The organism is Streptomyces sp. UW30, assembly GCF_008042075.1.
GTDB lineage: Bacteria > Actinomycetota > Actinomycetes > Streptomycetales > Streptomycetaceae > Streptomyces.
The window spans coordinates 1-12,092 of record NZ_RDBN01000039.1 but is presented as its reverse complement, the minus strand read 5'-3'; the positions used below and the strand labels follow the sequence as shown (position 1 = coordinate 12,092).

At 72.7% G+C, this 12,092-nt stretch carries 15 protein-coding genes and 1 pseudogene; 6 read left to right on the top strand and 10 right to left on the bottom strand.

Annotation, left to right across the window (positions count from 1 at the left end):
• The 5 genes and pseudogenes from EAO75_RS29705 to EAO75_RS48680 all read right to left on the bottom strand — a co-directional run.
• Window positions 1-312, bottom strand: a 312-nt coding sequence (locus EAO75_RS29705) for a hypothetical protein (RefSeq protein ID WP_147998233.1), incomplete at its 3' end; no start/stop codon positions are given.
• Complete coding sequence (locus tag EAO75_RS29700) at window positions 296-787, bottom strand: RNA polymerase sigma factor (RefSeq protein WP_147998232.1); 492 nt, start codon at window positions 785-787, stop codon at window positions 296-298. The genes EAO75_RS29700 and EAO75_RS29705, both read right to left, overlap by 17 nt.
• Before the next feature lie 124 nt (window positions 788-911).
• Window positions 912-1,553 (bottom strand): class F sortase, encoded by a 642-nt coding sequence (locus EAO75_RS29695; RefSeq protein WP_147998231.1) that lies wholly within the window; start codon window positions 1,551-1,553, stop codon window positions 912-914.
• Window positions 1,550-1,786, bottom strand: a pseudogene (locus tag EAO75_RS48685) (sortase-dependent protein); the annotation flags it as partial. The gene EAO75_RS29695 and the pseudogene EAO75_RS48685, both read right to left, overlap by 4 nt.
• A 9-nt stretch (window positions 1,787-1,795) precedes the next feature.
• On the bottom strand, window positions 1,796-2,257 hold the full coding sequence (locus EAO75_RS48680) for a DUF6153 family protein (RefSeq protein WP_187284633.1): 462 nt from the start codon (window positions 2,255-2,257) through the stop codon (window positions 1,796-1,798).
• Between EAO75_RS48680 and EAO75_RS29680 the strand changes: the two genes are divergently transcribed.
• A complete protein-coding gene (locus EAO75_RS29680) occupies window positions 2,246-2,680 on the top strand; it encodes a hypothetical protein (protein ID WP_147998230.1) in 435 nt (144 codons plus the stop codon). The genes EAO75_RS48680 and EAO75_RS29680 overlap by 12 nt on opposite strands.
• 20 nt (window positions 2,681-2,700) lie before the next feature.
• Window positions 2,701-3,210 carry a YcxB family protein gene (locus EAO75_RS29675; RefSeq protein WP_147998229.1) on the top strand — a complete coding sequence of 170 codons (510 nt, stop codon included), beginning with the start codon at window positions 2,701-2,703 and terminating at the stop codon, window positions 3,208-3,210.
• Between the two features lie 4 nt (window positions 3,211-3,214).
• On the opposite strand, the gene EAO75_RS29670 is transcribed toward EAO75_RS29675, so the two are convergent.
• The 3 genes from EAO75_RS29670 to EAO75_RS29660 are packed head-to-tail and all read right to left on the bottom strand — an operon-like array spanning window position 3,215 to window position 6,012.
• On the bottom strand, window positions 3,215-3,958 hold the full coding sequence (locus tag EAO75_RS29670) for an FAD:protein FMN transferase (protein ID WP_147998228.1): 744 nt from the start codon (window positions 3,956-3,958) through the stop codon (window positions 3,215-3,217).
• A gap of 2 nt (window positions 3,959-3,960) precedes the next feature.
• Window positions 3,961-4,656 carry an FMN-binding protein gene (locus EAO75_RS29665; RefSeq protein ID WP_147998227.1) on the bottom strand — a complete coding sequence of 232 codons (696 nt, stop codon included), beginning with the start codon at window positions 4,654-4,656 and terminating at the stop codon, window positions 3,961-3,963.
• An 18-nt stretch (window positions 4,657-4,674) separates the two neighbouring features.
• Window positions 4,675-6,012: a ferric reductase-like transmembrane domain-containing protein gene (locus EAO75_RS29660; RefSeq protein WP_187284632.1), complete on the bottom strand. Its 1,338-nt coding sequence runs from the start codon at window positions 6,010-6,012 to the stop codon at window positions 4,675-4,677.
• A gap of 151 nt (window positions 6,013-6,163) precedes the next feature.
• Here EAO75_RS29660 and EAO75_RS29655 point away from each other — a divergent pair, with 151 nt between their 5' ends.
• Genes EAO75_RS29655 through EAO75_RS29645 form a run of 3 tightly spaced genes read left to right on the top strand, consistent with a single transcriptional unit; the run spans window position 6,164 to window position 9,358 of the window.
• Entirely contained in the window at window positions 6,164-6,853 is a 690-nt protein-coding gene (locus EAO75_RS29655; RefSeq protein ID WP_147998226.1) for a response regulator transcription factor, read from the top strand.
• On the top strand, window positions 6,850-8,304 hold the full coding sequence (locus tag EAO75_RS29650; protein ID WP_147998225.1) for a sensor histidine kinase: 1,455 nt from the start codon (window positions 6,850-6,852) through the stop codon (window positions 8,302-8,304). The genes EAO75_RS29655 and EAO75_RS29650 overlap by 4 nt, the downstream gene beginning before the upstream one ends.
• Window positions 8,305-8,356: 52 nt before the next feature.
• The gene (locus tag EAO75_RS29645; protein WP_147998224.1) at window positions 8,357-9,358 is read left to right on the top strand and encodes an NAD-dependent epimerase/dehydratase family protein; all 1,002 of its coding nucleotides are present in this window, start codon (window positions 8,357-8,359) and stop codon (window positions 9,356-9,358) included.
• Between the two features lie 27 nt (window positions 9,359-9,385).
• On the opposite strand, the gene EAO75_RS29640 is transcribed toward EAO75_RS29645, so the two are convergent.
• Both EAO75_RS29640 and EAO75_RS29635 read right to left on the bottom strand, forming a co-directional pair.
• The gene (locus EAO75_RS29640) at window positions 9,386-10,501 is read right to left on the bottom strand and encodes a sensor histidine kinase (RefSeq protein ID WP_147998223.1); all 1,116 of its coding nucleotides are present in this window, start codon (window positions 10,499-10,501) and stop codon (window positions 9,386-9,388) included.
• 2 nt (window positions 10,502-10,503) lie between these two features.
• A complete protein-coding gene (locus tag EAO75_RS29635; protein WP_147998222.1) occupies window positions 10,504-11,274 on the bottom strand; it encodes a response regulator transcription factor in 771 nt (256 codons plus the stop codon).
• Between the two features lie 103 nt (window positions 11,275-11,377).
• Between EAO75_RS29635 and EAO75_RS29630 the strand changes: the two genes are divergently transcribed.
• Window positions 11,378-12,092 (top strand): glycosyltransferase family 2 protein (locus tag EAO75_RS29630; protein WP_261989482.1); only part of this gene is annotated, 715 nt, incomplete at its 3' end.

Sequence of the window (12,092 nt, the reverse complement as noted above, 5' to 3'; positions counted from 1 at the left end):
CCTGGTCCTGGTAGAGACGGCTGACGTACCGGACGGAGTAGCCGAGTTCACGGGTGCTCGCGCCGGGGAGGTCGGGGTGTCCGGGCGGCTCAGGCCGAACGGCAGCGCGACCAGCAGCGCCACTGCGCACGTCACGCCCACCCCGGTCGCCGTACGCACCAGGCGCCGGCGGGACGCCCTGCGACGGAGCGTCTCGTAGTGGCCGGGGGGTGGGGCGAGGCGGTCGCCGGGCGGGCCGAGGATGACCATCAGGGGGTCGTCGGGGGCGAACTGCGGGCCGTCCACGTCGTCCTCGTCAAAGCGTGTGGTCAAGGCTTCTCCTCAGGTGGACGCGGAGCAGTTCGCGGGCCGCGTGCAGGTCGGCCTTGACGGTCCCTTCCTTGCGTCCGGTCAGCACGGACACCTCCCGGATCGGCATGTCGGCGTAGTAGTGGAGGAGGATCGGGGTGCGCAGTCGCTGCGGCAGGGACTGGACCAGGAGGCGCACCGAAGGGTCCGTCTGTTCCGTGTGCGCGGTGACCGCCGCCTCCGTCGTGACCCGGCGCATCGCCTTGCGTTCACGCTCCAGTTTGCGCCAGTGGTCCCGGACGAGGTTGGCCGCGGTGACGTAGAGGAAGCCGCGCGGTTCCTCCACGCGGCTCCAGCGCGCCCACAGCCTGGTGAAGGCCTCGGAGGCGATCTCGTGGGCCGTCTCGTCGTCGTCGACGAGACGGCGGCACCAGCCGGCCAGGCGCGGGTACAGGGCGGCGAACAGCTCGGACGCTGCCTTGTCTCGGGACCGTTTCAACGCTCTCCATGGTCGGGACGGCGGAACGATGTGCGGGAGGCGGTTCCTGGGGGCTCGTGGAGGAGGATGCCGGGCCGTCGGCTCGCGTTCCGTCGGCCGCCCGGTCCGGATCCTCCTCCCTCGGTCAAGGCGCGGTCGAGCTCAGCGTCGCGAAGACGATGACGTTGTCGCGGTACTCGGTGCCCTCGCGCGGGCCCCCGCACGTGATCAGGCGCAGCTCCGGGCGGTCCACGTCCCCGTAGACCTCCTCCGCCGGGAAGTCCGCCTTGGCCACGGTCCGTACGGCGCCGACCACGAACTCCGCCGAGGTGCCGTCCTCCCGGCGGGCCGCGATCCGGTCCCCCCGGCGCAGCTCGGCGAGCCGGCGGAAGACGCCGTCCCCGTAGGAGCCCACCGTGACATGGCCGAGGATCACCGACGGGCCGACCTGGCCCGGCGTCGGCGAGTGGCGGTACCAGCCGGCCCGGTCGTCGGCCGTGACCGGCGGCACCGCCACGGTGCCGTCCTGCGCCAGACCGAGCCGGATGACGGGGGTGTCGACGCCGATCGCCGGGATCCGCAGCCGGACCGGGGCCGAACGGCCCAGTGCGCGCGCCGAGTTCGTGGATGCCGAGGAGCCGGAGGACGGGCCTTCGTCCGCCCCTTCCCTCCCCCGCGACCTTCTGTTGCTCGCGTTCGCGTCCTGCTCAGTGGCCTGCCCGGCGCAGCCCACCAGCAGCGACGCCATCGCCGCAGTGGTGAACGCCCGCCTGGACAGCCCCGTCATGCCCCGTTCGCCCGCCGACGCCGTACGACGAAGGTCGCCGCGCCCCCGGCGGCGAGCAGCGCGGCCGCGCCCCCGCCGATCAGCGCGCCCTGGTCGGTGCCGGTGCCGGAAGTCGGCGTGACGCCGGTGTCGGGCGCTCCGGACGGCCGGACGGAGACCTGACCGCCGTCCGGCGCCCGGGTCGGCTCGGGCGTCGCCTCGCTGGGCACGGGGGAGGGGGCCCGGGTCGGCTCGGCCTTGTCCTAAGTCCGCAGGATCTGGAGTTCGGCCAGTGAGGGAGGCGCGCGCCCGCTGTCCGGCGCGGTGGCCGGGGAGCGGTGACCGAGGTCGTCCATGACGCCGGACCCGGCCGGATCGGGCACCGGGGCCGGGAACGCGGGACCGGCGCCGACGGCACCGGAGGCGCAGGTCGGGTCGGCGTGCTGGGCGTGTCCGCCGCCCGTGCCGTTGCCGTGGCAGACGGACTCGGCGGTCGTGGCCGTCATCGCCGTCGCAGCTTTCTGTACGACGCCCCTGTCCCGAACTCCGGTCAGCGGGGCGGTCGTCGTGCGGGCGCGCAGTTCCCAGGCTACTGTGCCCTTCTTGACGTAGGCCGTCCCGTCGGCGACGTAGATCTCCTCGGGCTTGCGCACGCCCCCGCCGATCCCGCGCCCCGCACGGCCGCCGAGTTCCTCGCGCGCGCCGAGGCGGCGATGGCCGGGCACAAGGGCTGGACGTTCACGGTGAAGGGCCGCGAAGGGCTGGTCCTGCGGGGCCAGGAGAACGCCGCGACCTACACGGCCACCGTGCGCCGGACCACGGGCGACTCATGGGCACTGCACTCCACGGGCAGCGCTCTCAGCAAGGGCGTGCGCAAGCCCGAGGAGATCTACGTCGCCGACGGGACGGCCTACGTCAAGAAGGGCACAGTAGCCTGGGAACTGCGCGCCCGCACGACGACCGCCCCGCTGACCGGAGTTCGGGACAGGGGCGTCGTACAGAAAGCCCTGCGCGAACTCGCCCCGACCCTGCGGCAGTTGCGCACGGCCGGGGTCACCGCGCCCGAGATCCGCTACGAGCAGGACGTAACCGAGCGGACCTTGGGAACATACGTCGGGACCGTCGCAAGGCCGGAGGGGCTGAGATGACCGAAAGACACGGTGGGGACATGAGGCAGGAAGAAAGTCAGGGCATGGTCGAGCTGGTCTACCAACCCACACGCGCCGACATCCTCGCGGGCATCCTGGTGCGTGAGCGCCGCAAGCGCATGCATTGGGTCCGGTGGGGCTTCACGGGGCTGTTCGGGGCCGCCGCCGTGCTGCTGGTGATCGCGCCGAAGAGCTCCGCGCTGTCAGGGGTGCTCACCGTCTTCTGCGCCGCCCTGATCTGGTCGATCCCGCACCTCCAGGCCCAGCAGGTGCTGCGCGCCGTCTCCTGGCAGGGTGAGCACCGAACGTCCGTGAGCGAGACGGGGATCGCGATCGACACCGTGCACACGACCCTCGTGCTGCGCTGGTCCGCTTTTCGCGGTTACCGCGAGACCCGTGACCACGTGACTCTGCTCGGCCGCGACCCGGGCATCCTGCTTATGGGGGTACTGCCCAAGCGAGGGCTGCACTCCGAGCAGGACGCGGAGCGGCTGCGCGACCTCTTGAGTCGTCATCTGCCCCGCGTCTGACCCGTCACGCCGCCCGAGCCTGCGCCGCCGACACCGCCGGAAAGCCTTCCGTACGCAGGACTCCCCGCCCGGCGTCCACCGCGAACACCTCGCAGCCCTCCCGGGAGGCCGCCCACTCGACGCCCTCCCTGCCCATCGCGAACGCGGCCGTCGCCACCGTGTCCGCCAGCGTCAGGGAGGACGCCACCACGGACAGGGACAGCAGACCCGTCGCCGGACGCCCGGTGCGGCCGTCGATGATGTGGTCGCCGCGCTCGTAGCGGGCGGACGTCGCGATCGCGCCGTCCGTCAGCTCGGCCACCGTGCACAGTCTGTCGGCCTGCTCGGGGTGCCGTACCCCCACCCGCCAGGGCCCGCCGTCCGCAACCACGTCCCCGCCGGCGTTGAGGACGAAGCGCCTCGCCCCGGCCGCCTTCAGCAGCTCCGCCGCCCGCTGCACGGACCAGCCCTTCACCACCGCGCAGGGGTCGAGTCCACGCCCGGGCAGCCGTACGTCGAAGGCGCCGCCAGTGGCCACCCGGTACTCCTCGCACAGCCCCAGCACCTCGTCGAGGTCCGTGCTGACGTCGCCGCGCGCGATCTCACCCCGGTCCAGCCGGCAGACCTCGCTGTCCGCCTTGAACGGGCTGAACCGGGCGTCGACCTCGCGCAGCCACGCGAACACGGCGTCCGCGGTCTCCTCGCCGACGTGTTCGTCGTCGACCCGCAGGGAGACCGGGAACCCCATGACGTGTTCGACTCGGTGCATGATCAGCCCTTCGCGTCGATGGCGGCCTGGAGTGATTCCCGGTAGCCGTCGCTCGTGATCGTGGCGCCGGAGACCGTGTCGATGTCGGCGCTCTGGGCCTCCAGCGTCTCCGCGATGAGCTGCGGGACCGCCGCCGTGGTCTGGGGGTGGTTCGGCTGCTGGAGCATCTTGACCGACGCGATCTTCTCGGCCTCGAAGGTCACCTGGACCTGTACGGGGCCCTTGTCGGTCTGCACGGTCGAGCCGTCGACCGTTTCCGAGGCAGCGGACGCCGAGGGCGAGGCAGCCGCCGACTCCGTGTTCGCGTCGATCGCGGCCTGGAGCGATTCCCTGTAGCCGTCGCTGGTGATGGTGGCGCCGGAGACCGTGTCGATGTCGGCGCTCTGCGCCTCCAGCGTCTCCGCGATCAACTTCGGTACGGCGGCCGTCGTCTGGGGATGGTTCGGCTGCTGCAGCATCCGTACGGACGCAATCTTCGTGCCCGCGAAGGTCACCTCGACCTGCACGGGACCCTTGTCCGTCTGCACGGTCGAGCCCTTGACGACCGTGCTGCCCGAGTCCGACCCCGACGCGGCGGTGGAGGACGCCGACGGTGTCGGGGCGGGACTGGCGGTCTCCGTGCCGAGGGACGGCTCGTAGCGAAAGACCGGGATCAGGCCCGCGATGCTCAGGACCAGGACAGGTATTGCTCGCTTCACAGTGTTTTCCCCGTCCTCTCAGCCGGCCAGGCTGAAGCGCTCGAAGTGGACCTGCTCCTTGGGCACGCCCAGCTCACGCAGGCTGCCGATCACCGCGTTCATCATCGGCGGCGGCCCGCAGAGGAAGACGTCCCGGTTCGTGATGTCCGGCACCAGCCGGGTCAGCTCGGCCGGCGCCAGCTTGTCCGGCGTGACCGGGCCGGTCACCAGGTGCAGCTCGGCGCCCTTGGCGTGGGCGAGCTCCACCAGCTCGCCGTACAGGACCGCGTCCTGGTCGGAGGCGACCCGGTAGAGCACGACCGCGTGGCCGTGCAGCTCCTCCAGGAGCGCGCGGATGGGGGTGACGCCGACGCCGCCGGCGATCAGTACGGCCTCCGGGCGGGTGCGGTGCAGCGCGGTGAAGGCGCCGTAGGGGCCCTCGGCGAAGACGCGGGTGCCGACCTTGAGGTGCCTGAGGGCCGCCGAGCCGTCGCCGGCCGCCTTGGCGGTGAGGCGCAGCTGTGTGCCGTCGGGCGCGGCCGACAGAGAGAAGGGGTTGGCCTGCCACCAGCGGTCCTTCGTCAGGAACCGCCACAGGAAGAACTGGCCGGCCCGCGCGGGCAGCTTGTCCAGGTCACGGCCGGTGATGTAGATCGAGACGACGTTGTGGGACTCGGGGACCACGGCCGCGACCCGGAACTGGTGGCGCCAGTTCCGCCAGAGAGGGAGGACGAGGCGGCCGACGAACACCGAGCCGAGAGCGACACCCCACACCCCGTACCAGTACGCCGTGGCGGCGGACGAGGACGTGAAGGACGTACCGACCGCGACCTGGTGCGTGAACGCCAGGACCACCGCGACGTAGGTGTACAGGTGGATGAAGTGCCACGTCTCGTACGCCAGCCGGCGCCGCGCGAACCGGGCCGACACCGCGCCGATCACGATGATGATCCCCAGCGCGACGACCGCGCGCAGCACGCCCTCGACCGTCTCGGCAAGGTCGATCAGCTGGTTCACCGGGTCCAGCGAGGACGACTCGGCGTAGCCGAAGGTGATGAACACGGCGTGCGCGAGCAGGACCCACAGGATGCTGAAGCCGGTCCAGCGGTGCCAGGAGGTCAGCCGGTCCATGCCGATACGGCGGTCCAGCCACGGCAGCCGGGCCACCAGCAGGAGCTGGAACGCCATGAGCAGAGCGCCGAACAGGCCGGTGAGGCGGCCGATCACGATGAGTGTGTTCGATGCGAATCCGGCGGCGAAGAAGAAGTAGAGCACCACGGCCACGTTCGCGGCCAGCACGGCGTACAGGCCCGTGCGGGCCACCACCCTGGGGCGTATCGCCGTGGGGGGCGCAGGGGGCGATTGGACGGTCGTCACGGCGACAGCTCCTTGATCTCGTCTGTGGATACCGAGCTTGTCCGGCGGGCGCTGTCGAAAAGCTGTCGGACTTCTTTCAACTGGTTATCGATGTGGCCGCGGGCCCGCACCCGGCTGCTGGGACCGGCGCCGGGTGCCGCAGTATGAACGGGTGGAGAAAGTACGCCTGCTGGTCGTGGACGACGACCCGCCCATCGCCGACCTCGTCGCGACGGTCGCCCGCTACGAGGGCTGGGAGGCGGTCACCGCGAACTCCGGTGAGGAGGCGCTGCGGCTGGCCGCCGAGTTCCACCCGGACATCGTGGTGCTGGACCTGATGCTGCCCGACCTGGACGGCTTCGGCGTCCTGGACCGGCTGCGCGCCGCCGGGGCGATGGTGCCCGTGGTGTTCCTCACCGCCCGCGACGGGGTCGCCGACCGGGTCGCCGGGCTGACCCGCGGCGGTGACGACTACCTGGTCAAACCGTTCGCGGTGGAGGAGCTGATGGCCCGGCTGCGCACCGTCCTGCGGCGCAGCGCCGGACCCGGCTTCCAGCGTTCCGTCCTTCGGGTGGCGGACCTGACGATGGACGAGGACACCCGCGAGGTCCGCCGCGGCGACAAGCTGCTCACGCTCACCCCGACCGAGTACGAGGTGCTGCGCTATCTGATGCGCAAGTCGCCGACCGTGCTCACCAAGGCGCAGATCCTCGACCATGTGTGGGAGTACGGCTTCGGCGGCCGTTCGAACGTCGTCGAGCTGGTCGTCAGCAGGCTGCGCCGCAAGCTCGACGACACCGGCTCACCGCTGATCCACACCGTGCGCGGCTTCGGGTACGTGATCCGGCAGGCCCCCGAGTGATCGGGCGGCTGCGGCGGGCGTATCGCGGGATGCGGCTCGGGACCCGGCTGGCGCTGGGTCTCGGGGTGCTGTCACTGGTGGTGTTCGCGGTCGTGGGCACCGCCCTGACGACGTACATGCGCGACTACCTGTCGGCCCAGCTCGACACCCAGCTCGCGCAGGGCCAGGTCGCCCAGTCCAAGTCCATCGCGGACTACGGCACGCTCTCCGGCAAGAAGTACTACAGCTGGTACTACGCCGTGTACGACGTGTCGGGCGGCGAGCCCGTGCTGCGCAGGCCCGAGGACCCCGCCGACGTCCCGGCGGACGTCGACGACTTCACCTCCGTGGCCCGTGCGCAGACCACCGCCAACACCGAGGTCCTGCGCACCGAGCACCTCCAGGGCAAGGGCGAGTACCGGCTGCGCGCCTGCGAGGTCGAGCCCGGTGTGGTGCTGGTCAGCGCGGCGCCCATGGAGGACATCGAGGACACCGTCGGCCAGCTGATCACCATCCAGGCCGTCACGTTCGGGCTCGCGCTCATGGCCCTCGTGGTGCTCGGGCGGGGGATGCTGCGCCGGGGCCTGAAGCCGCTCAGCGACATGGCGCACACCGCCCGCGGCATCACCTCGCACGACCTGACCGACTCGGGGCGGCTGTCGGTGCGGCACGACGTGCGCGGCGGCGGGCCCGAGGTGGAGGAGCTGCGCACCGCGTTCAACACGATGCTGGAGCACATCGACGACTCGCTCGCGGTGCGTGCGGAGGCGGAACAGCGGCTGCGACGCTTCGTCGCGGACGCCTCGCACGAGCTGCGTACGCCGCTGATGTCGGTGCGCGGATACGCCGATCTCTTCCAGTACGCGGCGGCCAACGCCCCCGAGGAGCGGGACAGGCACCTCGCGCGCCTGCGTGCGGAGGCCGCCCGGATGGGCTTCCTCCTCGACGACCTGCTGCTGCTCGCCCGCCTCGACGCCGCGGAGGTCGAGACGCCGCTGCGCCCGCAGGAGGCGGACCTCGTCGAGCTGGTCGAGCAGGCGGCGGACGCCTTCCGGGTCACCCACGCCGACCACCCGCTGACGGTGGCCCCCGGGCCGAGCTCCCTGAAACTCCGCCTCGACCCCCAGCGCGTCCGCCAGGTCCTCGACAACCTGCTCACCAACGCGGCGATGCACACACCCTCCGGCACCGAGGTGTCCGTGGCGGTGTCCGTCACCCAGGGCGCGGCCCAGGTCCGCATCGCCGACGCCGGACCCGGCATCCCGCCCGCCGACCGTGAGCGCGTCTTCGACCGCTTCTACCGCGTCGACAAGGCCCGCAGCCGGGACCGGGGCGGCAGCGGGCTGGGGCTGGCGGTCGCCCAGTCCCTGGTGCGGGCGCACGGCGGCGGGATCGACCTGACGAGCGAGCCGGGCGCGACGGTGTTCACGGTGACGATCCCGTTGGTGGTCGGAGCCCTTACGAACCCGTGACATGGCGGGCGTGGAGCTCCGTGGACGCCGGTCCCGGCCCTAGCGTGGCCGTATGCGCGTACTGGTCACCGGCGGTGCCGGGTTCATCGGGTCCCATGTCGTCGAAGCGCTCGCGGCTCGCGGGCACGAACCCGTCGTGTACGACATCCGGACGGCCCCCGAATCGGACGTACGGGACCCCGCCGCCGTCCGCCGTGCCCTGACCGGCGTCGACGCCGTGTGCCACCAGGCCGCGATGGTCGGCCTCGGTGTCGGCTTCTCGGACGCCACGGAGTACGTCTCCCGCAACGACCTCGGCACGGCCGTACTGCTCACCGCCATGGCCGACGCGGGCGTACGGCGGCTGGTGCTGGCCGGGTCGATGGTGGTGTACGGGGAGGGGCGGTACGAGTGCGCCCGGCACGGCGTCGTACGCCCGGGCCCGCGTGCCGTCGCCGACCTGGAGGCGGGCCGGTTCGAGCCGCCCTGCCCGCTGTGCGGCGCCGATCTCGCGCCCGGGCTGGTCGGGGAGGACGCCCCGGTCGACCCGCGCAACGTGTACGCGACGACCAAGCTGGCCCAGGAACACCTGGCGGCGGCGTGGGCGCGCGCGACGGGCGCGACGGCGGTGTCCCTGCGCTACCACAACGTCTACGGCCCGGGCATGCCCCGCGACACCCCCTACGCCGGAGTCGCCTCCTTCTTCCGTTCGGCCCTGGCGCGCGGTGAGGCACCGCGGGTCTTCGAGGACGGCCGCCAGCGGCGGGACTTCGTGCACGTGCGGGACGTGGCCGCCGCGGGCGTCGTCGCGCTGGAGGCGAGTTCCGTCGACGGATCCCTCTCGGCGTACAACACCGGCAGCGGCGACCCGCACACCGTCGGCGAGATGGCAGACGCGCTCGCGGCGGCGTACGGCGGCCCCGAACCGGTCGTGACCGGGGAGTACCGGCTCGGAGACGTCCGGCACATCACGGCGGACTCGTCGCGGCTGCGCGCGGAGTTGGGGTGGAAGGCGGAGGTCGGCTTCGAGGAGGGGATGCGGGAGTTCGCCGCAGCGGGCCTGCGCACGGCGTAGCCTGCCCGGACCGGTGGTGCTGCCCGCTTACAGAGAAGCGGCAGCGGGCAGCACCACCTCGAAGCGGCAGCCACCTGGGACGTTGCGCACCGTGGCCCGCCCGTCGTGCGCCTCCACGATCCCCCGCACGATGGCCAGGCCGAGACCCGCGCCCGCCGGGGGCGTCCGGGCGTGCGTACCGCGCCAGCCCGTGTCGAAGACGCGGGGCAGGTCCTCATCGGGGATGCCGCCGCAGCCGTCGGTCACGGACAGCACCACTCCCTCCGGCGAGCGCTCGGCGGCGATGGCGACCGTGCCGTCGGCCGGGGTGCGCCGGATGGCGTTGACCAGCAGGTTGCCCAGGACGCGGCTCATCTCCTTGCCGTCCACCTCCACCGGCACGGCCTCGACACCTTCACCGACGAGCCGTACGCCGTTCTCGCGCGCCAGCGCGTCCGCACCCGAGAGGGCGTCGCCGACGAGGTCGTACAGGGACATCCGGGCCAGCGAGAGCGTCAGGGTGCCGGCATGTATGCGGGAGAGCTCGAACAGGTCGCCGACCATGCCGTTGAGGCGCTCGACCTCCATGCGGATCTGCTTGAGGTAGCGGTCGGGGTCGGCGGCCACCCCGTCCTCCAGCGCCTCCGCCATGGCGCGCAGACCGGCCAGCGGGGTGCGCAGATCGTGGGAGATCCAGGCGACGAGCTCGCGCCGGGAGGACTCCAGGGCGCGTTCCCGCTCGCGGGACTCGGCGAGCTTCGCGCTCGTGGCCTCCAACTCGCGGCTCACCGCGGCCAGTTCGGCAGTGGCGGGGCCTTCGGGCGAGGTGAAGTCGCCGCCGTCGCCGAAGGAGCGGGCGGCCAGCGCGAGGGCGTGGCTGCGGGCGGCGACCCAGCGGCCGAGCAGCAGGGCGGTGGCCAGGGAGACCACGGCGGCCATGGCGACGACGGTCGTGACGACGCTCAGGTCGTGCCCGGACAGGAACATCGCCTCGGCGACCGCGAGCGTGCCCGCGAGCATCGCGGTGACGCCGACGCCCGCGACCACGGTCAGATGCGCGACCAGTGAGCGCCGCCGGATCAGCAGCAGCACGCACGCGCCGAGCACGCCTGCCGCGGCGGCGCCGAGGAAGGCGAAGAGGGCGATGAGGAGGGTGTCGCGCACGGTCACACCTCCGGGGCTTCGGTGTCGGGGGCGTCGGTGGTGCCGGTGGCGTGGGACGCGTCGTCGGGGTCGCTCGCCTCGAAGCGGTATCCGACGCCCCACACGGTCTGGATGAGCCTCGGCCTGGCCGCGTCTTCCTCGACCTTGCCGCGCAGCCGCCGCACATGGACGGTGACGGTCGACAGGTCGCCGAAGTCCCAGCCCCACACCTCGCGCATCAGGTCCTCGCGGCTGTAGACCCGGCCAGGGTGGCGCAGGAAGAAGGCGAGCAGGTCGAACTCGCGGACGGTGAGGGTGAGTTCGGTGCCGTCCTTGGTGGCGCGGCGGGCCGCCGGGTCGACCGAGAGGCCGGCCGCGCGCAGGGGCCTCGCCGACGGGACCGGGCCCGTGCGGCGCAGCACCGACTGGACGCGCAGCACCAGTTCACGGGGGCTGAAGGGCTTGGTGACGTAGTCGTCGGCGCCGACCTCCAGGCCGAGGATGCGGTCGTCCTCGTCGCCGCGCGCGGTGAGCATGATGACCGGCACGGGGCCGCGGCCGCGTATCCGGCGGCACACCTCCAGGCCGTCCATGCCGGGCAGCATCAGGTCCAGGACGACGAGGTCCGGCCAGTGCGCTGCGGCCCGGGCGAGGGCCTCGGGGCCGTCACCGGCGCGGTCCACGACATAACCGGCGCGGTCGAGGTATCCGGAGACGATCTCGGCGACGGTGGGATCGTCGTCGACGACCAGGACCCGGGCCCCGGCCTGCGGGGACGGCTGTTGCTGCTCCATGCCGCCAGCCTCGCACCCCGCGGGCGTGAGCGCTGCGGCCGACCCCCGACGTCCTTGTTTCGTAAGGAGCCATGGACCGAAATGTCCGTTTCTCGCTCGTAGGGTGAAAGCCGTGACGACCCCATCCGCAGGAACGAACGCGCACCGCACGGCGTCCGTCGACGTCGTGCTTCCCTGTCTCGACGAGGCCGAGGCACTGCCCTGGGTCCTGGAGCGCATCCCGCCCGGCTGGCGGGCGATCGTCGTGGACAACGGTTCCACGGACGGCTCGGCCGACGTCGCGCGGGCGCTCGGGGCGAGCGTCGTCCATGAGGAGCGGCGCGGATTCGGCGCGGCCTGCCATGCGGGGCTGACCGCGGCCACGGCCGACATCGTCTGCTTCTGCGACTGCGACGCCACGCTCGACCCCGGCGACCTCGTGCCCTTCGTCCGGCGGATCGCGGCCGGCGAGGCCGACCTGGTCCTGGGCCGGCGCCGCCCCGAGACCCGCGGCGCCTGGCCGCTGCGCGCACGCGTCGGCAACCTCGCCGTCACCCGTCTCCTCCAGCGCCGCACCGGCCTCGGCCTGCGCGACCTCGGCCCGCTGCGCGCCGCCCGCCGTGAGCCCCTGCTCGACCTCGCCCTGACCGACCGCCGCAGCGGCTATCCCCTCCAGATGGTCGTCCGCGCCGCCGACGCGGGCTGGCGGATCACCGAGCACGACGTGCCCTACCGCCCCCGCACGGGCGCGTCGAAGGTGACGGGCACCTGGCGGGGGACGTGGCAGGCGGTGCGGGACATGAGCCGGGTGCTGGCGGACGGCGGCGGGGGTGGAGGTG

Bases quoted from the DNA above. Each gene is read 5' to 3' on its own strand.
- EAO75_RS29695 (WP_147998231.1), bottom strand. From the start codon at position 1,553: ATGACGGGGCTGTCCAGGCGGGCGTTCACCACTGCGGCGATGGCGTCG.
- EAO75_RS29680 (WP_147998230.1), top strand. From the start codon at position 2,246: ATGGCCGGGCACAAGGGCTGGACGTTCACGGTGAAGGGCCGCGAAGGG.
- EAO75_RS29675 (WP_147998229.1), top strand. From the start codon at position 2,701: ATGAGGCAGGAAGAAAGTCAGGGCATGGTCGAGCTGGTCTACCAACCC.
- EAO75_RS29670 (WP_147998228.1), bottom strand. From the start codon at position 3,958: ATGCACCGAGTCGAACACGTCATGGGGTTCCCGGTCTCCCTGCGGGTC.
- EAO75_RS29645 (WP_147998224.1), top strand. From the start codon at position 8,357: ATGCGCGTACTGGTCACCGGCGGTGCCGGGTTCATCGGGTCCCATGTC.
- EAO75_RS29635 (WP_147998222.1), bottom strand. From the start codon at position 11,274: ATGGAGCAGCAACAGCCGTCCCCGCAGGCCGGGGCCCGGGTCCTGGTC.